The organism is Pseudomonas sp. EA_65y_Pfl1_P113, assembly GCF_963970525.1.
GTDB classification, from domain to species: domain Bacteria; phylum Pseudomonadota; class Gammaproteobacteria; order Pseudomonadales; family Pseudomonadaceae; genus Aquipseudomonas; species Aquipseudomonas tritici.
In genome coordinates this window covers 139890-161560 of record NZ_CAXAQM010000009.1, presented here as the reverse complement: position 1 = coordinate 161560, position 21671 = coordinate 139890, and the positions used below count along the sequence as shown (strand labels likewise).

The following is a 21671-nucleotide window of genomic DNA, read 5'->3' as shown; positions in this document are numbered from 1 at the left end:
ACCCATACCAGGCAACACCCAAACTAAAACACTCGGAGCACACCATCATGAAACGCCAAATCTTGCTTAGCCTCGCTTTCTCGGTACTTGCTGCAAACGCATTTGCTCACCCCGTGGTGGCTGAAGGCGGTTCGGATCGCCTGATCGAAAGTCGTGTTGCAGAGGGTGGTTCGGACCGCCTGCTGGAACGCCGTGTCGCCGAAGGCGGTGCTGATCGCTTGCAAGAACGCGGTCTGGCTGAAGGCGGTGCTGATCGTCTGCAAGAGCGCGGTCTGGCTGAAGGCGGTGCTGATCGTCTGCAAGAACGCGGTCTGGCCGAAGGCGGTGCTGATCGTCTGCAAGAGCGCGGTCTGGCTGAAGGCTGCTGATCGTCTGCAAGAACGCGGTCTGGCTGAAGGCGGTGCTGATCGTCTACAAGGCAACAACGCTTAACCTCCCGCTGCTTGCGGGAACCCCAAACCGGCCTGATCAGCCGGTTTTTTTCGCCCGCTATTAATGCAACTCACGGTCCACCCACAACACCGACTTGCCGACCTGAATTGGCGAAAGCCTGGCGCATAAGGCCCTGGCGTTGGGGGTCAACGTTGTGGCGCTGCGCCAAAGCCAGGCGCCATTCAGCGCGGGAGTGGAAGCCGCCAAGGATATACACGACCTGTTCGCCCGCGCCGATCACTTGATGGTGGCTGCGCCGCTGACCGAGGCCAAGCGCCATATCATCAACCGTGATGTGCTGGGCAGTGCTCAACATTGCACGGGGTGGGCTGCTGGATCAGGAAGCGCTGTTGGAGGCACTGGATAACCGGCAGGTCGGGCTCGCGTCAATGGGTGTGACCGAGCCGGAGCCGTTACCGGGTAAGCATTCGTTGTATGCGCATCCGAGGGTGAGGTTATCGCCGCAGACTTCGGTGATTTCGACAAACAGCAAGCAGGAGATTGCCGGTACATTCCTGGCAGATCTGGACCGGCTTATTTCCGGTAGCGAACTGGCGAATCCAGCTAACGCCTGACACGGTAAACATGTGGGCGCTGGCTTGCCTGCTCCCACATTGATTGAGGTGTCTCTGAGCAATCATTTGATGCGGTAGTGGAAGGTGTTGCGCACTGCCGGCACGGGCACGGGTTTTCCATCGACAATCCTTGGCTGATAGCGGAAGGTATTTGCCGCCGCCAATGACGGTCGCATGAACAGAGGGTGGCAGCCCTCCAACACCTTGGGGTTTTCCACGCGGCCCTGAATGTTGACGGTGTATTCCACCGAGCAGTCGCCTTCGACGTTCTTGTCCAGGGCACGCTCGGGGTAGTCCGGCGCTTCCTTGCTCAAGGGCTGGTATTGGCGGCTGTCAAACGCAGGCGCGGGCGCCGGGGGTGCGGGGCGTGCACGTTCAGCGGCGAGGCGCTCCTGGGTCAGGCGTTGTTGTTCCTGCTCGCGGTTGCGCTGCTCGGTGGCTAAACGTTCCTGTTGCTGCGCGACCTTCTTTTCCTCGACCCGTTTGCGCGCCAAGGCGGCTTTCTCAAGTTTCTGCGCCTGGATCTGAGGGTCAACCGTAGGCTTCACCGGCACAGGCACGACAACGGGCTCCGGCGTTGGTGGAGCTGCAACGACCACTGGTTCAGGCAAGGGAGCCGGTGCCGGCGGCATCATCACCAATTGCGTATGCATCACCCTCGGCGCCTCCACCACCGGCTTCTCGGCCGACCAACCCAGCATCAGCGCCGCCACCACGCCAACATGCAGGGCCACCGCCAGGCCTGCCGCGAAGCTGTTTCTCCAGAACCCGGAAGCCTCCCGGGGTGCCACCGTCAATGTTGGACTGTGCATGATCATCGCCGTCATTGCGGGGCCTCGGTCACCAGCCCCAGGTTGCTGACACCACCCTTCTGCAACACCGCCATGGCCGATACCACACGTCCGTAGCCGGCGTTATCGTCAGCGCGGATGTACACCTGAGTGTCGCTGCGCGCCGCCACCACCTGCGAGATCTTGGCGCCCATTTCATCCAGGCTCACGGCACTGTCGGTCTGGTGTTGGGTGTCGAGTTCGCCCCCGAGGTTCCAGTAGTAGCTGCCATCGGCCTTGACCGACAGCGTGAGGATTTGCTGGCGGGTGTCGGTGGCCAGTGCCTCGGCGGCGACCTTGGGCAGTTCAATCTTTACGCCCTGGGTGAGCATCGGCGCGGTGACCATGAAGATGACTAGCAGCACCAGCATCACGTCGATATAGGGCACCACGTTCATCTCGGCCTTGGGCCCGTGCTTGCGTTGCGGCCTGGTTAACATCGGCTTGCTCCTTGTTCAGGCGGCCACGGCCAGGTTGATCGGCGTACCGCGCAAGGTGCGGTGCAGGCGCACTTGCAGTTCATTGCCGAAGGCGTAGTAGCGGGTGAGCAAGGTCTGGCCACGCGCCGCGAAGCGGTTGTAGGCGATCACCGCCGGGATGGCCGCAAACAGACCAATGGCCGTGGCAATCAGCGCCTCGGCGATACCCGGCGCCACCGTCGACAATGTGGCCTGCTGCACCTGGGACAAGCCGATAAAGGAGTTCATGATGCCCCACACGGTGCCGAACAAGCCGATGTAGGGGCTCACCGAGCCCACGGTCGCCAGGAATTGCAGGCCTTTTTCAAGCTCGATTTCCTGCTCGGTGATCGCCACCTGCAAGGCGCGTTCGACACCTTCCAGCACGGCCGGATCATGAGCGTGCAGATGCTGGTATTCCTGTACCCCAGCGATGAAAATCGGCGCAATACCACCCTCGCCCGCCTGCACAGTTTCGCGGTACAGCGGTTGCAGGTCAGGCGCAGCACGAAAGCGCGGCACAAAGCCTTTCAACTGGCGCTCCAGGCGCCGCAGCACACTGGCGCGCTGAATAATCAAGTACCAACTGAGTAAGGACGCCAGCAGCAAAGTGACCATCACCGCCTTGACCAGCAGGCTGGCGTCGCTGATCAAACCCCAGATCGTCATATGTTCCATCGTCGCGTGCATTGGTGAGCTCCTATTCGATTAAAAAGTGATGACGGGTAGATGACGCTTCACGGCAATTTCAGCGCGCGAGTGACATCGGCCCACGGCACAAACTTGAAGTTCTGGGTCTGCTCGGGCATGCGCTTGCGCCCGTCCTGCACCACCAGCATGCCTTTGCTCCACGGCCCGCCGAGGTTGATGGCGGTGACTTCCAGGCCATCGGTTTCCGAGGCGCCGTCGATCCCGGCAGCCGCATTCAGGCCGACGCGGAATGCACCGTGCATGGCAAACGGCGGTTCGGCATCCACCACCAGGTAGCTGTCATTGCCCTGGCTGGAAATCACCAGGTAGTCACGCTCATTACTCTGGTACAGCGCCAGCCCCTCGACATCCGCATGCAATTGCGGGCCGACCTTGATCACGCTGGTGAGCGTGGCGGGTTGGTCGCCGCGGGCATCCACCGCCCACACACCCACGTCTTCCTCTCCCAGGAAAAGACGCTGGCGCTGGTCGTCAGCCACGCAGCCTTCGGGTTGACTGTCGACTTTGAACTGGCGCACCAGCTTGCCCTGCACCCGACCGTCCGGCGCGCTCAGGCGGTATTGCAGGAAGGTGCCGTCCTTGCCGTTGGCGATCGCGTAGATCTCACCGCTGGCGGGCTGGAACAGGCAGATGCCGTAGATTTCCTTGAGCGGCGTGGGCACTTCACCGGCTTCGCGCAGCTCGCCGGTTGTGCGGTCGATGCTGAACAGGCTCAGGCTGTTGTGATCGCGGTTGCTCGCCACGGCGAGGTCGACCGTTTGAGCGCCGAGCTTGAAGTTGGGACGGACATCGACGTTGTTCAGCCGACCGACCGCCAGTTCCTGCAACAGCTTGCCGTCGAGGTCATAGGCCAGCAGGCCCTGCTTCTTGTTGGTGCCGAGCACGCGGCTTCTCTCGGGTTGCTCGGGGTGAATCCAGATTGCCGGGTCATCCGCCGCATCGCCCTGGCGGCCGACCGGGTCGGTTTGGCGCACAGCAGCGACTTCAGGTAGCACTGGCTCCACCGTCACCGGCTTGGCCTGCCAGTTGACTGTGCCTTGGTAAAGCTTGCCAGTGTCGTCATCACGCACCAGCACTTGCTGGCCATTGATGGTCAGTTGCTCCGGTTCTTTGAGGCCCGGCAGCGTCAGGCTGGCGTGTTCGATCCAACGCTCACCGTTGTGTTGGAACAGGTGCAGTTGGGCGGTCTTCGGATCAAGCGCGACCACTGCGCCCGACACCAACGCCATAGCGCCGGCTTCGCGCTTGGGATTGTCGAACAGCGCCACGGGCGTGCGTTTTACCTCAGCCTCAGGGTGCGCCGGGTAAGCCCACCAGCCGACGTTTTCTTCATTGACGACCAATTGTTGGGTGGCATCATCCACCTGGCAGAACTGCGCCGAGGGCGGCAGCGGCACACCGCGTACGCGTTGTGGCTCGCTCACCAGCGTCGAACCGTTACCCACCAGCCATTGCTCGCCCTTGCCCTCCTCGCCTACCAGGAACACATACAGGTTGGCCGCCGCGTCGCGGTACAGGCACAGGCCGTTCACCGCGTAGTCGCGGGTGGGCAGGTACAGCGGCTTACCAAAGCTTTTGCGCGAAGGATCAAGGCTGACCAGCAGCGCTTGCTGGCGGTCGTTGTCGAGGCTGGCCACCAACACCTGGGCGCCGGCGGCGCGGGTGTCAAGGCCGGTGAAATTGCCTTTGAAGCGAGCCAGTTCCACGCCTTTGCTATCGAGCAATTGCAGGCCGTCGCGGGGGCTGGCAGCGAGGCGTTCGGTGGCGTTGGGCAGGAAGGCAATCGCTTCGGCGTTGAGCCTTGGTGCCCAAGGGGCCAGGGCCAGATCGGCGGCGACTACGTGGCCACAGGAGGCCAGGGCCATCAGCAAATACAGCTTGGAAATTCTCATGAACAAACAAATCCTTCGAACACAGTGAAGATCAACGGTGGGAGCTGGCTTGCCTGCGATGCAGACACCTTGTTGTGTCAGGCAGACACCGTCGATGAAATCGCAGGCAAGCCAGCGCCCACATTTTGAAATGCAGTACTTATTAGAAATGGGTAAAGGTCAGGCCCACTTTGTAGGTGGGGCCGTACTCCTCGTACTGGCCGTTGTAGCTGCGGTGGCCGGTGTAGACGAAGTACGACTCATCGGTGAGGTTCTGGGCCTCGAAGCTGACTTGCAGGTTCTTGGTCAGCGAGTAGCGCGCGCTGAAGTCGACAAAGGTCTGCGCATCAACGTGCAGGTCATGGGCCTTGTCGTTGATCGAGGCCAGCTCGTAGAGGTAAGCCGATTTGTAGTTGGCCGACAGGCGCAGGCTGAGCGTGTCGTCCTCCCAGCCGAGCATCAGGTTGCCCACGGTGTCGGACTGGTTGGGCAGGCTGATGTCGCGTTTGCGGCTGGAACCGCTGGCGGCATCAAAGCCTTCGATATTCGCACTGGAGCGGCTGAAGGTGCTGTTGGCGCCGATCAGCAGGCCATTCCAGGGCGCGGCCAGCCAGTCGAACTTCTGTGAGTAGGCCAGTTCCAGGCCGTACAGCTTGGCGCTGTCGCCATTGGCGTAGGTGTGCGCCTCGGCGAAGTTGGTCCAGGCGCCGGTGCCCGCTACGTCGGTGTCATAGACGAAATTCTTGATGTCTTTGTAGAACACGAACGCCGAGACGGTGCCCGCGCGCCCCATGAAGTGCTCAATGCCCAGGTCCAGGTTGCTCGACTCCAGGGGCTTGAGGTCCGGGTTGCCAAAGGTGGCTTCGTCATCGTCGATCACAAAACCCGGAGCCAATTGGCCAAAGGTTGGGCGCACCACGGATTTGGTCCAGGCCGCACGTACTTGCGTGTTCTTGTCGATCCGGTAACGCGCATGCAGGCCCGGCAGCCAGTGGTGATAGCGCCGCTTGGTTTCGGTGGCAGTGAACGCGCCGTCGGTGGCACCGGTGCCCTTGGCTTCGAACTCGGTACCCTCGTAGCGCAGGCCGGCGATGAAGCGCCAGTCATCAATGTCGACGGTATTCATCAAGTAGCCGGCGTTGATGTCTTCGCTGATGGTGTAGTCGTTGACCCGCGATTCGGTCTCGTCATAGAAATCCGCAGCGTTGAGGCTGCCGATCAGTTGCTTGATGCCGCTGGCGCTGATGCCGGGGCCGTAGTTGCCGAGGCGGTAGTCGACGTTGCCCTTCTGGAACTGGGAGAGGTTGAGCGAGTCGGCCGTAAAGCCGAAGGTATCGAAGTCTTGGTAGACCCAGGCCTCCAGGTCGTTGTCCTTATTGCGGCGGCTGACCTTGCCGCCGAATTTGACCTGGGACGCATAGCCGCTCAGGTCGTAGTCGCGGGCCAGGTCCAGGCGCAGGTTTTTCTCGGTGTCCTTGGTGTTCTGTTTTTCCCAATCGACTTTGTCGAGGGTGAAGTTTCTGGCGTCGTAGAAGCCGCTGCCGATGATCGGGCGTGGCTTGTCCTTGTCGTAGAAGCCGCTGTTGGCAACGTCGCCGCCGTCGAACGTAGCGCCAGCGATGTGCGCCGGGCTGTCTTCGCTGGACTGGCTGTAGCCGGCCTGGCCGCTCAGGGTCCACAGGCCAAGCATGCGTTCGCCGCCGAACACGTAGGACTGGATTTCCTGGGTTTCTTCACGGTTTTTCAGCTTGCGCTTGGCCTCGGCATCGCCCAGCTCGCCGGGCGCTTGGGGGTCGGCAAATTCGAGGCTGGTGGAGTTGCGGGTCTCGGTGTCTTTGTAGCGGCTGTACAGGGTGCGCAGGTAGTAGCTGCTGAGGTCATCGGGTTTGTAGTCGAAGTTCAGGCCGCCGCCCGCGCGTTCGCGGCTGATGTCGTAGTCGCGTTGTTCGAATTCATTGAGCTTGGCGCCGTTGGTGAAGTCCCAGGCGCCGCCGGTTTCGACGTTGTCCGAGCCGAAGTCACGCTTCTGCCAGCTCAGCGCTGCGGCCACGCCGAAGTTGTCGATGCCGTCGCCAAGGCTGAAACGGTTGCTGGCGGCGCCGGAGAATTTCGGGCTGGTCTGGCTTGTATTCTTGTCGTAGCTGGCTTCGGTGCTGCCGGTGTAGAAGAGGCCTTTGTGATCGAAGGCCGAGAGGCTTTGCACGTCAACGGTTCCGCCAAGGGAGTTGGCGTCCATGTCCGGGGTGAGTGTCTTGATCACCGACAGCGACTGCACCAACTCCGACGGCAACACATCCAGGGCCACGGCACGGCGGGCACTTTCCGGGGCGGGCACCAGGGTGCCGTTGATGGTGACGCTATTGAGGTCCGGGCCCAGGCCACGCACGCTGACGAAGCGCCCTTCGCCCTGGTCGCGCTCGACGCTGATACCGGGCAGACGCTGCGCCGCTTCGGCGACGTTTTCATCCGGCAACTGTGCCACGCCGTCAGCATGCACCACGCTCTTGATGCTGTCGGCACTGCGCTGTTCCTTGAGCGCCTGGTCAATGGCAGCAGCCTGGCCGATCACTTCGACGTGCTCGGTGTTGGTGGCCTCGGCTGCGTTCAGCCGCTCGCTGGCCATCGCCAGGGTCAAGGCAGTAAGCGTGAAGCTGACGAGCCCGGTGCGCTTGTACATGCAATCCTCCCCAAGAATCCGTTGGCGCCAGGCAAGAGGCCCGGCAACTGGGAGGGCACGCTAGGGGTGGGGGATGACGATTCTGTGACAGGTCTGACGTGTGAAGCCCTTAAACCGGGGTTTAGCGCGAGTTCGAGCATACAAATGAGCTGAAATGACCTCGGTCAAACTGTGCGGGCTTGCTCGCTCCCACATTTGAACGGTGTTTGCCTGTGGATTGTGTTTATGCCGTGAGCTGATTCGACCCCTCCCCACCGTCACGCAACCGTCACATCCATCTGCTGTGCTGGCGCCCACGACTGAATCATCAGAGGACTCGCGGCCATGTTTTCCGTGCTCAAACCCCACCGCTGGAAACTCTCGCTGCTGCTGATCGCCGCCAACCTCGGGCTGATCCTGCACCTGGCCTGCGGCGAGTTGAAAAGCTTCAGCGAGTGGGTGTGGCTGGACATCTTCGGCGAAGGCGGATCCGCGCTGTTGGCATTGGTCTGGCTGGGCCTGGTGCTGAAGAGCCGCCCGGCCGGGCGCGTCACCAACTACCTGGCGCTGGGCCTGTCGTGCATCTTCTTCTCGTGGTGGATCGACAGCCTCGACGAATTCATCCGCCTGCCTGACAGCATCACCTGGGACCACTGGCTCGAATCCGGGCCGATGCCGGTGGGCATGATCCTGCTGACCATCGGCATCTACCACTGGCATCGCGAACAACTGGCGATCAGCGCGCAGATGGAAAAGCGCGAGCGGCTGTTCCGCGAGCATCGGTTGTTCGACAAACTCACGCCGCTGGCCGGCGCCGACTATCTCAAGCGCCAGTTGGCCGACAGCCTGCAAGATAGCCTCGACCAGCAACAACCGCTGTCCTTGCTGGCTCTGGACCTGGACAACTTCGCCGCGATCAACCAGGCCTACGGGCATGCCGAGGGTGATGCAGTGTTGCAGGCCCTCAGCCATTTGCTGTTGCTCAACCTGCGTCGCCAGGACCTGCTGTGCCGCCTGGCCGGCGATCGTTTTGTGGTACTGCTGCCCAATACCGGCGAGCGCCAGGCCAAGGAGCTTGCGCTGGAGTTGCAGCAAGCAGTGCGCGGCCTGGCGCACAAGACCCGGCAACAAGGCGAACGCCTGCAACTGGCGGCGACCACCGCGGTGGTGATGGCACTGAACGAGCCGCCCCACGATTTGCTCAAGCGCCTTAACCTGGCGCTGGCCCATGCCAAGCAGCCCCTGGCGAAAAGTGCCTGAGATGGCCGTTAAGACCAACTGGTATGAAGCCGACAGCCGCTTCATACCCGGGCACTATCAACCCGCCACGCTGATCGACCTGGCGTTGTCCCGGGACATCGACAGCCATCGCCTGCTGCGCGGCACCGGGCTGTTCCACGAGGATATCCTGGCCGGCAACGCGCGACTGAGCCCACAACAGTTTCTCGGTTTGATCGGCAACAGCCGCAAGTTGCTGGACGCCGACGACAGCAGCTTCCTGTTCGGCCAACGCTTGCTGCCCGGCTATTACGGCGCGGCCAGCCATGCCCTGGGCCATGCGCAGAACTTGCATCAGGCCCTGGAAATCCTGATCCAGCAACAGGTGCTGCTCAGCCCGTTGGTCACGCTGCAACTGGAACTGGATGAGCACCATGCCTACCTGTACTGGCTGGACAGTTGCGGCGCCGGCGAGCACTGGCGCTTTTTGCTCGAAGCCAGCACGACCTCGCTGGTTGCAATGAGCCAATGGCTGAGCGGCGAGCGTCTGCCGTGGGCGTGCAGTTTCAGCCATGCCGAGCCGCGTTATGTTGAGCAGTACTGGGTGCATCTGGGCGAAGAAACGCGCTTCGAACGGCCGCTGGACATGATGAGCATCCCCCGCGAATACCTCACCCGCACGTGGCCCGGCGCCTCGGCCACGGCCGGCCAGGTGGCGCGCCGACAAGCCCGCGAGCAGATCGAACAGTTGGGCTTTGCCGGCAGTTTTCTCGACTGCCTCAACGACTACCTGCGCGAGCAGGTGCGCCAGCCTCCCAGCCTGGAACAGGCCGCGCACGCCTTCGCCATGAGCCCGGCGACCCTCAAGCGCAAGCTGCACAAACACGACACCGGCTTTCAGCAGCAGGTGGACCGCGTGCGCAAGCAGGTGGCGCTGCACCTGTACCAGGTCAAGGGTTACAGCAATGATGAAGTGGCGGCGTACCTGAACTTCAACGATGCGGCGAACTTCCGCCGCTCATTCAAGCGCTGGACCGGCAGTACGCCAAACTTGATCCGGCAGTTGTTCAACAGCCGCTAGCCAGGCATTCACGCAGGAACTCCACCAGCGCCTGCACCGGTCGCGAGCTCTGCCGGTGTTGCGGGTAAACGGCCGAAAGCGTCAGGGCTTCGGGGGCGAAGTCATCCAATACGCTGACCAGGCGGCCGTCCTTTAACGCATCGCCGACGATAAACGTCGGCAGGTACGTCACGCCCAGCCCGGCGATGGCGGTATCGCGCAGCAGGTCGCCGTTATTGACGCGCATGCGCCCGCTGACATTCAGCGCCTGCACCTTGCCTTTGAAGCGCCATTGCACCTGGCGGCCATGGCCATAAGGCAGGCAATCGTGCTGGGCCAGGTCCTCGGGCTGCAACGGCGTACCGCGCAGGGCCAGGTACCCGGGGCTGGCGCAGTACACCCGTGGGATGCTGGCAATACGGCGGGCGATCAGGGTGGAATCTTCCAGGGTGCCAATGCGCAGCACCAGATCGTAGCCCTCGCCGATCAGGTCCACGGGGCGATCGCTTAAGTCGACTTCCACCGACACCTGCGGATGGCGCTGCAAAAACTGCGGCAACAGGCAGCCCAAATGGGCCATGGCAAACGACAACGGCGCGCTGAGGCGAAGGGTGCCGCGTGGCTCGCTGTTCTGCCCGGCAATGCCCTGCTCCACTTGCTCGACGTCACTGAGCAGGCGCAACGCGGATTCGTAATAAGTCTGGCCGAGTGGCGTGACATCCAGGCGGCGTGTGGAACGGTTGAGCAGGCGCACGCCCAGGCGATCTTCCAGCTGGATCAGGCGGCGGCTGACGAACTGCTTGGACAGGCCCAACTGTTCGGCGGCGGCGGTAAAACTGCCGGACTCCATGACCTGGCAGAACAGGCGCATGTCTTCGAAGGGGTTCATTGTCGCTTCTCGGTGGACATTTGTGGTTTTTATAACGGGTATGTCGCCACACCACAAATCAAGTGTGGGAGCTGGCTTGCCTGCGATAGCGGTGTGTCAGCCAACATTGCTGTCAGCTGACACACCGCCATCGCGGGCAAGCCCGGCTCCCACAGGGTTCAGCGGTGTTCTGTGGCGCAGCTTACTTGGCCGTAAACGCCGAGTAGCTGTTCATCAGGTTGCGGTAGTTAGGGATGCGCGGCGACAGCAGGTTGGCCAGGCCTTCCATGTCGTTGCGCCAGTCAACTTGCAGCTCGCAAGCCACGGAGAACCAGTTCACCAGTTGGGCACCGGCGGCGGTCATGCGCGCCCAGGCCGCTTGTTGCACGGTTTCGTTGAAGGTGCCCGAAGCGTCGGTGACCACGAACACGTCGAAGCCTTCATCCAGGGCGCACAGGGTTGGGAACGCCACGCAGACGTCAGTCACTACGCCGGCGATGATGATCTGCTTGCGGCCGGTCGCCTTGACGGCCTTGACGAAATCTTCGTTGTCCCAGGCGTTGATCTGGCCAGGGCGCGGGATGTAAGGCGCGTCCGGGAACAGGGCTTTGAGCTCTGGGACCAGTGGACCGTTAGGGCCGCTTTCAAAACTGGTGGTGAGGATGGTCGGCAGATTGAAGAACTTAGCGACGTCGGCCAGGGCCAGTACGTTGTTCTTGAATTCGTTCGGAGAGAAGTCCTGTACCAGCGAGATCAGGCCGGTCTGGTGATCGACCAACAGGACAACGGCGTCATCTTTGTTCAAGCGCTTGTAAGTCATGGGGTAACTCCTGTGGGATGTAGGGGATTCAGAAAGCAAAGCACGAGCAGCCAAACGCACCCCAGAAACCCTGGAAGTCGCTGACCGGCACGCTGGAAAGACGCGCCTTTTCATGGCTGTGGGCATGCACGCCGCACGGGCCGCTGCATTGGTGAACTTGAGCTTGCAAAGGCGAACTTGGACGCCAGTGACCCGGCACCTTGACCACCGGCGACCAGTCCGGCAGCACCGGAACCCGTGGCGGTGCGTAATCTTCGAAATCGCCGGCGCCGTAGACCACCTTGCCGCCGACCACGGTCAGTACCGATTCGATCCACTTGATGGCTTCTTCATCGACACTGAAAAAGTCCGCCGACAGTGCCGCCACATCCGCCAATTGCCCAACCTTGATCTGGCCCTTCTTGCCCTGTTCAGACGAGAACCAGGCGCTGCCATGGGTGAACAGTTCCAGCGCGGTGAGGCGCGGCAGGCCTTCGGCGTGTAGCTCCAGGCCGCCGACGGTGCGGCCGCTGACCATCCAGTACAACGAGGTCCATGGGTTGTAGCTCGACACCCGCGTGGCGTCAGTGCCGGCCCCTACCGGTACGCCTTCGGCCAACATGCGCTTTATCGGCGGCGTGGCTTCGGCAGCTTTGGCCCCGTAACGCTCGACGAAGTACTCGCCCTGGAACGCCATGCGGTCCTGGATCGCAATCCCGCCGCCGAGGGCACGCACGCGCTCGATGTTTTTCGGGGTGATGGTTTCGGCGTGATCGAAGAACCACGGCAAACCGTTGAACGGGATATCGCGGTTGACCTTCTCGAACACGTCGAGCATGCGCGAGATGGATTCGTCATAAGTTGCGTGCAGACGGAACGGCCAGCGCTGCTCCACCAGATGGCGCACCACCGGCTCCAGCTCCTGTTCCATGGTCAGCGGCAAGTCGGGGCGCGGCTCAAGGAAGTCTTCGAAGTCCGCCGCCGAAAACACCAGCATCTCGCCCGCGCCGTTGTGGCGCAGGTAGTCATCGCCCTGGTGCAGGGTGACGCTGCCAGTCCAGTTTTTGAAGTCGCTGAGTTCTTCCTTGGGCTTTTGGGTGAACAGGTTGTAGGCGATGCGCACCGTCAACTGTTCGTCCTTGGCCAGTTGCTCGATCACCGCGTAGTCATCGGGGTAGTTCTGGAAACCACCGCCGGCATCAATGGCGCTGGTGAGCCCCAGGCGATTGAGCTCGCGCATGAACTGGCGGGTCGAGTTGACCTGGTATTCCAGCGGCAGTTTCGGGCCCTTGGCCAGGGTCGAATACAGGATCATCGCGTTAGGCCGCGCTACCAGCATGCCGGTGGGATTGCCGTTGCTGTCACGCACGATCTCGCCACCCGGCGGGTTTGGCGTGTCCTTGGTGTAGCCGGCCACACGCAGCGCGGCACGGTTGAGCAAGGCGCGGTCGTAGAGGTGCAGCACGAACACCGGAGTATCCGGCGCGGCCTGGTTGAGTTCTTCCAGGGTTGGCATGCGCTTTTCAGCGAACTGGAATTCGTTCCAGCCACCGACCACACGCACCCATTGCGGCGTAGGGGTTCGATCAGCCTGGTCTTTGAGCATGCGCAAGGCATCGGCCAGGGACGGCACACCTTCCCAGCGCAGTTCAAGGTTGTAGTTCAGGCCCCCACGGATAAGGTGCAGGTGCGAGTCATTGAGGCCAGGGATGACGGTGCGGCCCTTGAGGTCGATGACCTTCGTGCCGCTGCCACGTAGCGCCATGGCTTCACCGTCGGTGCCTACGGCAACAAATCGCCCCTGGCTGATGGCGACAGCGGTTGCACGTGGGTTCTCACGGTCCACGGTGTGGAACTGGCCATTGAACAGAATCAGATCGGCGTTCATAGGGTTTCCTTAACAGAGGTTTCAAGCCAGGGAGCGAACAGGCGGGTAGCCGCCGGCATCAGCAGGTACACCACCAGCACAACGATCGTCACGGTGACCAGGAAGGTGGCGACTACATAATTGGAGAGGAACGGGTGCAGGCGCAGTACCGGTCCCCAGATGATCGGCACCAGCAGGGTCAGCGGCAGGATTACAAACAGCGTGACCACTGCCTGCTTCCAGCGGGGCGGCTTGGGGGTGTTTTCAGTTTCGGGGTTGAACCAAAATTCGTTGACCGTGCCGATTTCGGTGTTGTCGCCGTCGGCGAGCATCGGGGCGGCTTCGGCAATCAGGGTTTTGCGCTCGGACGAGTGGAGCCAGGTTTCCAGGTCGTCGGTGGAGCGGTAGCGCAATATGCAGGTGAACATCGCCAGCTTGCCTTGCTTGCCGCGGACCACATCGACGCCCAGATGGCCAGGACGGTCGCCGGCGATGCGCACGATGCGGCGTAGCCAGGCTTCGTAATCGGCTTCACGGCCTTGTTTGATCAGGTGTTTGACCACCAGGGTGACGACTTCATCGGAGCCTGGTTTTGGTGCTGGGTCCATGGGGTGCCCCTCTGCCTTGATGTTTCAGCGGTGAGGCTAGTTTGCAGGGGTGTGGGGTGGGGAAAATTGGATGTACGTGCTGTTTGGGGGGGTTGGGTTGGGTTGGGTACACATATCCGTTATTTAGGTAACGGCCACCTATGGTTCCGCTCTTACAGCGGGTCACTTTCGAAAAGCGCGAAAGTAACCAAAGCGCTCTTGCCCCAACACTCGGCACCTCGCTTAGGCTCGGTGTGCCCCAAATCCATGTCGAATTCCGGCCAGCGTGTTTGACGGGGCGCCTAAGATCAAGATCACAAGCCAGATCAAGAGCAGATCAAGAGAAGGTTGATATCTGCCTGATGAATGGAGATCCAAATTGTGTGAGCTGGCTTGCCTGCGATGCAGGCAACTCGGCAGGACGCCGGGTTACCCACGGATTCAAGCCTTCGTTCGGGCACACCGAGCCTAGGCGAGGTGCCGAGTGTTGGGTCAAAGCGTTTTTGGTTACTTTTTGCGCTCTTCAAAAAGTGACCCGCTGTAAGAGCGGAACCGTAGGTGGCCGTGACCTAAATAACGGATATGTTTACAAAAAACAGCGCTTCACCCCGGCAACGGAATCACCCGCAACGCCCGCACCGACTTATAAGAAAAACTGGAGTAAATCTCCTTAACACAAGGCAACGTCTGCAACACCTCCCGCGCAAACTCGCCAAACGACTCTAGATCCTTCGCCACCACTTCAAGCAAAAAATCATACCGCCCCGACACGTTGTGACACGCCACAATCTCCGGAATCTCCAACAACCTTTGCTCAAACGCCCGGGCAATTTCCTGGGTATGACTCTCCATCATGATGCTGACAAATGCCGTCACCCCATACCCCAGCGCCTTGGGCGAAAGAATCGCCTGATACCCGCTGATCACCCCGCTCTCTTCCAGGTTTCGCACCCGCCGCCAGCACGGCGAGGTGGTCAGGGATACGCGGTCGGCCAATTCGGCCACTGTGAGCCGGGCGTTGCCTTGCAACGCGTTTAAAAGAGCCTTGTCGGTACGATCCAGACTGACGGGCATAACGTGCCTCTGTTCGTTATTTTTATAGGACTTTCATCCAAAAATGCAGGAATTAACAGCAAATAATGCAACGTTCATCTCTGGTTATGAGCATAGCATTGTAGGAAATAGGGAGCGCCCGACATGAACAATAAACACAATGCACTCGGCTTTTCTACCCGCGCCATCCACCATGGCTATGACCCCAAGGACCACCACGGCGCGCTCGTGCCACCGATTTACCTGTCAGCCACCTTCGCTTTCCCTACCGCCGAATATGGCGCCGCCTGTTTTGCCGGTGAAGCCAGTGGCCACTTCTACACACGCATTTCCAACCCGACCCTGGCGTTGTTGGAATCGCGCATGGCGACCCTGGAAAACGGTGAGGCGGCGGTGGCATTCAGCTCCGGCATGGGCGCGATTGCGGCGACGTTCTGGACCCTGCTGCGGCCCGGCGATGAAGTGATCGTCAGCCAGACCCTCTACGGCTGCACCTTCGCCCTGCTGCACCATGGCATCGGCGAATTCGGGATCAAGGTGCGGCACGTCGACCTGACTGACCTGGCCGCCCTGCAAGCCGCACTCTGCCCCGCCACCCGCATGATCTACTGCGAAACCCCGGCCAACCCCAACCTGCAACTGGTGGATATCGCCGCCGTGGCGGCTCTCGCCCACCAGCAGCCCAACGTGACCGTAGTGGTCGACAACACCTACTGCACGCCCTACCTGCAGCGCCCCCTCGACCTGGGTGCCGATGTAGTGGTGCATTCGGCGACCAAATACCTCAGCGGCCACGGCGATATCACCGCGGGCATTGCGGTGAGCAACCAGACCCTGGCTCAGCGTATTCGCCTGCAAGGTCTCAAGGATCTGACCGGCGCAGTGATGTCGCCCCAGGACGCCTCGCTGTTGATGCGCGGCCTCAAGACCCTGGCCCTGCGCATGGAGCGCCATTGCAGCAACGCTCAGGCGGTGGCCGAAGCCCTGCAGGCGCACCCGGCCGTGGAGCGGGTGACGTATCCAGGGCTGCGCGCCTTCCCACAATACGAACTGGCGACGCGCCAGATGAAAATGCCCGGGGGCATGATTGCCTTTGAACTCAAGGGCGGCCTCGAGACGGGACGTCGTTTCATGAATGCACTCAAGCTGTTTACCCGCGCGGTCAGCCTGGGCGACGCAGAGTCACTCGCGCAGCACCCGGCGAGCATGACCCATTCCACCTACACTCCGGAGGAACGCGCCCGGCACGGGATCAGCGAAGGGCTGGTGCGTCTGTCGGTGGGGCTTGAGGACGTTGCGGACTTGCTGGCGGATGTGCAGCAGGCACTGGCCAAGTGCGCGCGCGCCGCGCCGCGTCGTACTCAATTTGTGAGTGTTTGAGCCGATCTTTTCAGATTGGATCCCCTTCCCGCCGCCACGCTGTACTAGCATAGGTCCCGGCGGGAAGGACTATCACGGCAGGTTGTTCGCATTGGCTAGCCTCTCAATCCCCGCCGCTATAAAGCCGAGTACCTGCACGCCTCATGGACGAATTGATGAACGCACACTTGTTCCCTCATATTGGCAAGGTCATCGCCAGCACCGGCAGTCGCCATTTCCCACGCATGCTGCATGACCTCATCCTCACCCAACTGGCAGTGGACGCCACCCATATCACCCAATTGCAGGTCAGCACCGACGGGCACCCCCGCCGCAAGATCAGCCCGGTCTATACCGACTCGGTGGCAACCCTGAACGGGGAACGGCACGCCGCGCAATTGCACCTCACCCGCCACAAGGACGACGTACGCTACGTGCTGTCGGTGTATCGCTCACACCCGTCAGACAATTTCTCGCCGCAGGAACGCAGCCTGCTGCAGGACTTCTCCACACTGCTGTTGCCCTTGGTGGAAAAGCACATCGCGGCAATCCACCCGTGCCGTCAAGACCGCGACCCGGTGATGCCGCAAAACCAGGCTATCGAAACCCTGCGCCGGCGCATTGAAGAGCGGTTGGTACAGTCGGGGTTAACGTTGTCCAACCGTGAGCTTGAGGTGTGCCTGGGGCTGCTGGCCGGGCGCACGGCGCCGGAGCTGGCAGAGCAGTTGGCATTGAAAGTCAATACCATTGAGAGTTACTTGAAACGCGCAGCGATCAAGCTGGGGATCAGTGGGCGGCATTCGTTGTTGCGGTGGCTGTATTCGACGGAGGATGACGCGGCTGCACATCCATGAAGCACCGCTGCCCCTAGGGCGCTGGCTTGTCGGGGCGCAGCCGGACACTCAAACCTCGCGCGGCTTCAGCTTCAGATGCCGCGCATACCAGGGCCGCTTTGGCACTCGCTTGAATAGCCCCTGCAACATGCCGTCGTCTTCGCCAAAGGTGATCCGCAGCGCCAGCTTCATGGTCTCCGGGTCCATTTCCATCGACCGCCCCCTCTGCAACCCCGGCGTCGTACTGCAGCCATGCGTGTCCGGACCCAGCCACGGGTCTCCCACCTCGACCCAGCGGCCCGGCGCGAACCAGGCCACGCCGTTGACTTGCATGCGGCGGACTTCACCCGGATTGAAGCGCTCATGGGCGCGAAACCAGTCTTCGATACGGTCGTCGATCCAGCCGTGAAAGTGCCAGAACACCGGGTTCACGTGGGAGGAAAATGGGTCGCCGAGAAAGTCGTTCTGCGCCGTGTACCAGCGTGGGGCGAAGTCGGACGGGGCACGGGCGAACGGCACCGGCGCACCGTTGGAGGGGTCACGCGGCACCGAGGCCCAGCGCATGTGCAGCCAGTCGTGCAGGCCCAGTTCCATCTCTGAACCCAACTGCCCGAGTGTCAGTTTGGACAAATAGCGGGGGTCGCGGTACTGCGACTCCCACACCTGAAAGTTGCTGTGATAGGTCTCAGCGGCCTTGATGTCGCTGACCCACTGGGTGTAGGCGCTGTCATCCGGCGCCGACCACGTGGGCGGCAGCGCGAAGCCGTCGTGGTTGTCGAAGTAACGCAGGAAGCCCAGTCGATCACGCTCCAGCGCCGGCTGCGGTTCGGGGAATTGCGGCCACGAGGGCAAATCCTGCAGGGCGCGCGCGGTGCCGAGCATGTGCCGGTGCATGAAGAAGAAGTCGATGCCCGAGCCGTTGCGGTCTTTGCGCGTGCCCCGGGCGTCGCGCTCCTGGCCCCGCGGGCCGGGTTGCCAGCCGATGCCGCGCAGAGCGTCGCGTTTTTCTTCGGAGAGTTTGTGCCATTGGTCGCGGGTGGCGTGCCACAGTTGGTGGAACAAGCGGTGCTCGGGAGCAATCAGCCAGGCCAACAAGGCCGGGTTGAGGCCGATGCGTTCGCGCGCTTCAGGAAACGCTTGCTTGTGGGCGATAAAACGATTGTCGCGCTCAACCAGCGCGAGCGGCCGGTCCAGCTCAAGAATCTGCCCGCTGAGGGTGCCGCTGCCGGCATTGGCGAAGTTGGCCCAGACCTCATCAAGGGTCATCTTGAATTCGTAGGCGGGTAGGCCATCGGCCGAGTCGCGGTCGATCAACCGCCAATACAGCACGGCACCCTCACCCGTCAGCAGGTCCCCGAGCACCCGGTAACGAGGCTCACCCTCAGCGCGCAGGTTGGCGGCAGTGTCCAGGTAGCCGCGCAGGCCGCGCCCCCGGGGGGCAATGTCGAGCAGCAACATCAGGCCTTGCAACGGTAAGCGCTTGAGGCCCGCGTCGCGACCTTCCAGTCGCAGGTTCCAGACCCCTCGCAGGGTGTTCGCCAGGTGCTGGCCGGCGGTGTCGGCCAGGTCCACCGTGGCTTCGCCGGGGGTGATGGGGAATTCTTCTTCGCGCGTCAGCTCGCGATGGGCATAGAAGGCTGCTGGCACCGCAGCGCCTGTCAGCGCCAGGCCTGCGATGAACCCACGTCGAGAGATGGTCATTGTCTACCTTAGGAAACGGCTTTATCAGAGCTAGAACGTTTGCACGCCGGGGAAATTTACCGGCGCGCCCTCGCCGCCTAAATTTCCCCGCCCATCACTCGTTCTTCCCTGATAGCAAAGGCCTCAACTGACTGAGATGGCAATGACAAAACCACGTTCGAAAAAGGCGTTGTATATCGGCCTGCCGCTGGCACTCGCCATTGGCGCCGGAGTCGGCTTCCTGGCCTGGGATCACTGGTTCAGGGGCAATGCCGGCTACCCGCTGGAGGTGATCAAACAGGCCAATGAAATGCAGGATCGCCTGTTGTCATTCGACAGCCATATCACCGTGCCCCTGGATTTCGGCGGCATCGACAACGAGGCAGACAAAGATGGCAACGGCCAGTTCGACCTGGCCAAGGCGGCGCGCGGGCGCTTGTCCGGCGCGGCCCTGACGATTTTTGGCTGGCCGGAAATCTGGAACGGCCCCAACGCCCCGCACAAGCCCACCGACGGTTTTGTCGAAGAGGCACGCCATGAGCAAGAGGTGCGCTTCAAGATCATCTCCGGCATGGTCCGCGACTTTCCCAACCAAGTGGGCATTGCCTACACCCCGGACGACTTCCGGCGCCTGCATGGCGAGGGCAAGTTCGCGATCTTTATCAGCATGCTCAATGCCTACCCCTTGGGCAACGACTTGAACCAGCTGGACCTGTGGGCCGCACGCGGCATGCGCATGTTCGGGTTCAGCTATATCGGCAATAACACCTGGTCCGATTCTTCGCGCCCACTGCCGTTTTTCAATGACTCCGCCGACGCACTCGAAGGTTTGTCGCCGATTGGCCAGCAAGCCGTGCACCGCCTCAACGACCTGGGCGTGATCATCGATGTGTCGCAGATGTCGACCAAGGCCCTCGAGCAAGTGGCGCAGCTGAGCCGCACGCCGATGGTGGCCTCCCATTCAGCGCCACGCGCGTCGGTGGATATCCCGCGCAACCTCAGTGACAAGGAACTGCAACTGATCAAGAACAGCGGCGGCGTGGTTCAGGTCGTGGGGTTCCCGGCGTATCTACGCCCCTTGAGCCAGCCGACCCAGGACAAACTCAATGCCCTGCGCGCACGTTTCGACCTGCCTCCCCTGCCCAACCTGGCCATGGCCTTGATGCCGGGCGACGCGATCATTGCCGCCTGGCCCGAGCAGAAGTTCGGCCAATATGCCCAAGGCCTGTACGGCATTCTTGAAGAGGAGCCCAAGGCCACGCTCAAGGATTGGGGCGACGCCGTCGACTACACGGTGCGCAAGATCGGGATTGATCATGTCGGCATCGCCTCGGACTTCAACGACGGCGGCGGCATCCAGGGCTGGGACAACGTCGGCGAGATACGCAACGTGACCGCCGAACTGATCCAGCGCGGCTACTCCGAAGCCGATATCGCCAAACTGTGGGGAGGCAACTTCCTGCGCGTGTGGGACCAGGTACAAAAAGCCGCCAAGCCATTGGCCAACCGCTAATCACTTAGAAGCACGTCCATGACCGACCGCCGTACGTTCCTCAAGCAGGCGGGTGTATTTGCCGCCAGCCTGCCACTGGGCGCCGCGCTGCTCCCGCAAGCAATCGCCGCCAACACCACAGATGCCCCATGGACGGGCCTCAAGCAGCTGTTCAACCAAGACCCGGATTACCTGCACTTCTCCAACTTCCTGGTGGCTTCGCACCCCAAGCCAGTACGCGAGGCCATCGAGCGTTACCGGGTGCAGATCGACCGCAACCCAGGGCTGGCGATGGACTGGGACCTGCAGGAAACCTGGAAGCGCGAAGGCCAGGTGCGTGAGTGGGCCGGCCGCTATTTGCAGGCCACCCCCGCACAGATCGCCCTCACCGGCAGCACTTCGGAAGGGTTGGCGATGATCTACGGCGGGATCAAGGTACGGCCCGATCAGGAAATCCTTACGACCGTCCACGAGCACTACGCCACCCAACATGTGCTGGACTATCGCGCACTCAAAGAAGGCACCCAGGTGCGCCGGATCACGTTATTCGAAAGCGCCCACCGCGTGTCCGCCGACGAGGTGCTGGGCAACATCCAGCGCCATATCCGCCCCAACACCCGCGTGCTCGGCATGACCTGGGTGCAGTCCGGCAGCGGCGTAAAACTGCCCATCGGCGAGATCGGCACGCTGGTGGATGAACACAACCGCAACCGCGACGACCAGGACCGCATCCTCTATGTGGTGGATGGCGTGCATGGTTTCGGCGTGGAAAACCTCGACTTTCCGGACATGCATTGCGACTTTTTCATCGCCGGCACCCACAAGTGGATGTTCGGCCCGCGCGGCACCGGGCTGGTCTGCGCCCGCGACCCCGAAAACAAATACGTGACACCGATGGTGCCGACCTTCTCCGAAGAGAAGGACTTCGCCACCATCATGACCCCGGGCGGCTACCACGCCTTCGAGCATCGCTGGGCGGCGGATGAGGCGTTCAAGCTGCACTTGCAACTGGGCAAGGCGCAGGTGCAGGCACGCATTCGTGGGTTGAATACCGAACTCAAGGAGCAGCTGTTGGCACAGCCGCAGATCGAACTGGTCACGCCGTGCAGCCCCGAACTGTCGGCCGGCTTCACCTTCTTCCGCGTCAAGGGAAGGGACTGTGATGCCGTCGCGGCCAACATGATGAAACACCGTGTGGTGATCGACGCGGTGAACCGTGATGTCGGCCCGGTAATCCGCACCGCCCCTGGCCTGCTCAATTCCTCCGATGAAATCCAGCGTTTCATGACCTTGCTTCGCCAGCAGGTGTGACGCTCACCCTT

The 21671-nt window shown here is 61.8% G+C and carries 18 protein-coding genes and 1 pseudogene; 8 read left to right on the top strand and 11 right to left on the bottom strand.

Annotated elements, in window-relative coordinates; genetic code table 11:
- The first annotated feature begins 47 nt into the window (after nucleotides 1-47).
- Both AACY52_RS11350 and AACY52_RS11345 read left to right on the top strand, forming a co-directional pair.
- Nucleotides 48-368 (top strand): hypothetical protein, encoded by a 321-nt coding sequence (locus tag AACY52_RS11350; protein ID WP_370468019.1) that lies wholly within the window; start codon nucleotides 48-50, stop codon nucleotides 366-368.
- A gap of 170 nt (nucleotides 369-538) precedes the next feature.
- Nucleotides 539-1007 (top strand): annotated as a pseudogene (locus AACY52_RS11345) (NAD(P)-dependent oxidoreductase); the annotation flags it as partial.
- Nucleotides 1008-1069: 62 nt separating this feature from the next.
- Here AACY52_RS11345 and AACY52_RS11340 read toward each other — a convergent pair.
- The 5 genes from AACY52_RS11340 to AACY52_RS11320 all read right to left on the bottom strand — a co-directional run bounded on the left by AACY52_RS11340 (nucleotide 1070) and on the right by AACY52_RS11320 (nucleotide 7554).
- On the bottom strand, nucleotides 1070-1834 hold the full coding sequence (locus AACY52_RS11340; protein ID WP_339494045.1) for an energy transducer TonB: 765 nt from the start codon (nucleotides 1832-1834) through the stop codon (nucleotides 1070-1072).
- Nucleotides 1831-2277 carry a protein TolR gene (tolR, locus tag AACY52_RS11335; protein WP_339420414.1) on the bottom strand — a complete coding sequence of 149 codons (447 nt, stop codon included), beginning with the start codon at nucleotides 2275-2277 and terminating at the stop codon, nucleotides 1831-1833. The genes AACY52_RS11340 and tolR overlap by 4 nt, the downstream gene beginning before the upstream one ends.
- A gap of 15 nt (nucleotides 2278-2292) precedes the next feature.
- Nucleotides 2293-2985, bottom strand: a complete 693-nt coding sequence (gene tolQ, locus AACY52_RS11330; protein WP_339428483.1) for a protein TolQ — start codon at nucleotides 2983-2985, stop codon at nucleotides 2293-2295.
- A 47-nt stretch (nucleotides 2986-3032) separates the two neighbouring features.
- Nucleotides 3033-4898 carry a phytase gene (locus tag AACY52_RS11325; protein ID WP_339420411.1) on the bottom strand — a complete coding sequence of 622 codons (1866 nt, stop codon included), beginning with the start codon at nucleotides 4896-4898 and terminating at the stop codon, nucleotides 3033-3035.
- Between the two features lie 142 nt (nucleotides 4899-5040).
- Nucleotides 5041-7554 carry a TonB-dependent receptor gene (locus tag AACY52_RS11320; RefSeq protein ID WP_339560496.1) on the bottom strand — a complete coding sequence of 838 codons (2514 nt, stop codon included), beginning with the start codon at nucleotides 7552-7554 and terminating at the stop codon, nucleotides 5041-5043.
- Between the two features lie 324 nt (nucleotides 7555-7878).
- Here AACY52_RS11320 and AACY52_RS11315 point away from each other — a divergent pair, with 324 nt between their 5' ends.
- Complete coding sequence (locus AACY52_RS11315) at nucleotides 7879-8793, top strand: diguanylate cyclase domain-containing protein (protein ID WP_339420409.1); 915 nt, start codon at nucleotides 7879-7881, stop codon at nucleotides 8791-8793.
- Nucleotide 8794: 1 nt separating this feature from the next.
- A complete protein-coding gene (locus tag AACY52_RS11310) occupies nucleotides 8795-9832 on the top strand; it encodes an AraC family transcriptional regulator ligand-binding domain-containing protein (RefSeq protein ID WP_339428089.1) in 1038 nt (345 codons plus the stop codon).
- Here the strand turns inward: AACY52_RS11310 and AACY52_RS11305 are convergent.
- The 5 genes from AACY52_RS11305 to AACY52_RS11285 all read right to left on the bottom strand — a co-directional run bounded on the left by AACY52_RS11305 (nucleotide 9819) and on the right by AACY52_RS11285 (nucleotide 15006).
- Nucleotides 9819-10700, bottom strand: coding sequence for a LysR family transcriptional regulator (locus AACY52_RS11305; protein WP_339420407.1), 882 nt, complete (start codon nucleotides 10698-10700; stop codon nucleotides 9819-9821). The genes AACY52_RS11310 and AACY52_RS11305 overlap by 14 nt on opposite strands.
- Nucleotides 10701-10881: 181 nt before the next feature.
- The gene (gene ycaC, locus AACY52_RS11300) at nucleotides 10882-11499 is read right to left on the bottom strand and encodes an isochorismate family cysteine hydrolase YcaC (RefSeq protein WP_339420406.1); all 618 of its coding nucleotides are present in this window, start codon (nucleotides 11497-11499) and stop codon (nucleotides 10882-10884) included.
- Nucleotides 11500-11527: 28 nt separating this feature from the next.
- On the bottom strand, nucleotides 11528-13366 hold the full coding sequence (locus tag AACY52_RS11295; protein WP_339494050.1) for an amidohydrolase: 1839 nt from the start codon (nucleotides 13364-13366) through the stop codon (nucleotides 11528-11530).
- A complete protein-coding gene (locus AACY52_RS11290; RefSeq protein ID WP_339420404.1) occupies nucleotides 13363-13953 on the bottom strand; it encodes an antibiotic biosynthesis monooxygenase in 591 nt (196 codons plus the stop codon). The genes AACY52_RS11295 and AACY52_RS11290 overlap by 4 nt, the downstream gene beginning before the upstream one ends.
- A 582-nt stretch (nucleotides 13954-14535) precedes the next feature.
- Nucleotides 14536-15006 (bottom strand): Lrp/AsnC family transcriptional regulator, encoded by a 471-nt coding sequence (locus AACY52_RS11285; protein ID WP_016976082.1) that lies wholly within the window; start codon nucleotides 15004-15006, stop codon nucleotides 14536-14538.
- 123 nt (nucleotides 15007-15129) lie between these two features.
- Between AACY52_RS11285 and AACY52_RS11280 the strand changes: the two genes are divergently transcribed.
- Together AACY52_RS11280 and AACY52_RS11275 are read left to right on the top strand one after the other, a co-directional pair.
- On the top strand, nucleotides 15130-16365 hold the full coding sequence (locus tag AACY52_RS11280; protein WP_339420403.1) for a methionine gamma-lyase: 1236 nt from the start codon (nucleotides 15130-15132) through the stop codon (nucleotides 16363-16365).
- Between the two features lie 155 nt (nucleotides 16366-16520).
- The gene (locus AACY52_RS11275) at nucleotides 16521-17198 is read left to right on the top strand and encodes a helix-turn-helix transcriptional regulator (RefSeq protein WP_339420402.1); all 678 of its coding nucleotides are present in this window, start codon (nucleotides 16521-16523) and stop codon (nucleotides 17196-17198) included.
- 48 nt (nucleotides 17199-17246) lie between these two features.
- On the opposite strand, the gene AACY52_RS11270 is transcribed toward AACY52_RS11275, so the two are convergent.
- The gene (locus AACY52_RS11270; protein WP_339506668.1) at nucleotides 17247-18878 is read right to left on the bottom strand and encodes a PvdJ/PvdD/PvdP-like protein; all 1632 of its coding nucleotides are present in this window, start codon (nucleotides 18876-18878) and stop codon (nucleotides 17247-17249) included.
- 142 nt (nucleotides 18879-19020) lie between these two features.
- On the opposite strand from AACY52_RS11270, the gene pvdM reads away from it, so the two are divergent.
- A complete protein-coding gene (gene pvdM, locus AACY52_RS11265) occupies nucleotides 19021-20370 on the top strand; it encodes a pyoverdine-tailoring dipeptidase-like protein PvdM (protein WP_339428092.1) in 1350 nt (449 codons plus the stop codon).
- Between the two features lie 18 nt (nucleotides 20371-20388).
- Complete coding sequence (locus AACY52_RS11260; RefSeq protein WP_339560495.1) at nucleotides 20389-21660, top strand: aminotransferase class V-fold PLP-dependent enzyme; 1272 nt, start codon at nucleotides 20389-20391, stop codon at nucleotides 21658-21660.
- The last annotated feature ends 11 nt before the right edge of the window (nucleotides 21661-21671 follow it).

Coding starts and splice junctions, on each gene's coding strand:
- AACY52_RS11350 (WP_370468019.1), top strand. CDS start 48: ATGAAACGCCAAATCTTGCTTAGCCTCGCTTTCTCGGTACTTGCTGCA.
- AACY52_RS11340 (WP_339494045.1), bottom strand. CDS start 1,834: ATGACGGCGATGATCATGCACAGTCCAACATTGACGGTGGCACCCCGG.
- tolR (WP_339420414.1), bottom strand. CDS start 2,277: ATGTTAACCAGGCCGCAACGCAAGCACGGGCCCAAGGCCGAGATGAAC.
- tolQ (WP_339428483.1), bottom strand. CDS start 2,985: ATGCACGCGACGATGGAACATATGACGATCTGGGGTTTGATCAGCGAC.
- AACY52_RS11325 (WP_339420411.1), bottom strand. CDS start 4,898: ATGAGAATTTCCAAGCTGTATTTGCTGATGGCCCTGGCCTCCTGTGGC.
- AACY52_RS11320 (WP_339560496.1), bottom strand. CDS start 7,554: ATGTACAAGCGCACCGGGCTCGTCAGCTTCACGCTTACTGCCTTGACC.
- AACY52_RS11315 (WP_339420409.1), top strand. CDS start 7,879: ATGTTTTCCGTGCTCAAACCCCACCGCTGGAAACTCTCGCTGCTGCTG.
- AACY52_RS11310 (WP_339428089.1), top strand. CDS start 8,795: ATGGCCGTTAAGACCAACTGGTATGAAGCCGACAGCCGCTTCATACCC.
- AACY52_RS11305 (WP_339420407.1), bottom strand. CDS start 10,700: ATGAACCCCTTCGAAGACATGCGCCTGTTCTGCCAGGTCATGGAGTCC.
- ycaC (WP_339420406.1), bottom strand. CDS start 11,499: ATGACTTACAAGCGCTTGAACAAAGATGACGCCGTTGTCCTGTTGGTC.
- AACY52_RS11295 (WP_339494050.1), bottom strand. CDS start 13,366: ATGAACGCCGATCTGATTCTGTTCAATGGCCAGTTCCACACCGTGGAC.
- AACY52_RS11290 (WP_339420404.1), bottom strand. CDS start 13,953: ATGGACCCAGCACCAAAACCAGGCTCCGATGAAGTCGTCACCCTGGTG.
- AACY52_RS11285 (WP_016976082.1), bottom strand. CDS start 15,006: ATGCCCGTCAGTCTGGATCGTACCGACAAGGCTCTTTTAAACGCGTTG.
- AACY52_RS11280 (WP_339420403.1), top strand. CDS start 15,130: ATGAACAATAAACACAATGCACTCGGCTTTTCTACCCGCGCCATCCAC.
- AACY52_RS11275 (WP_339420402.1), top strand. CDS start 16,521: ATGAACGCACACTTGTTCCCTCATATTGGCAAGGTCATCGCCAGCACC.
- AACY52_RS11270 (WP_339506668.1), bottom strand. CDS start 18,878: ATGACCATCTCTCGACGTGGGTTCATCGCAGGCCTGGCGCTGACAGGC.
- pvdM (WP_339428092.1), top strand. CDS start 19,021: ATGACAAAACCACGTTCGAAAAAGGCGTTGTATATCGGCCTGCCGCTG.
- AACY52_RS11260 (WP_339560495.1), top strand. CDS start 20,389: ATGACCGACCGCCGTACGTTCCTCAAGCAGGCGGGTGTATTTGCCGCC.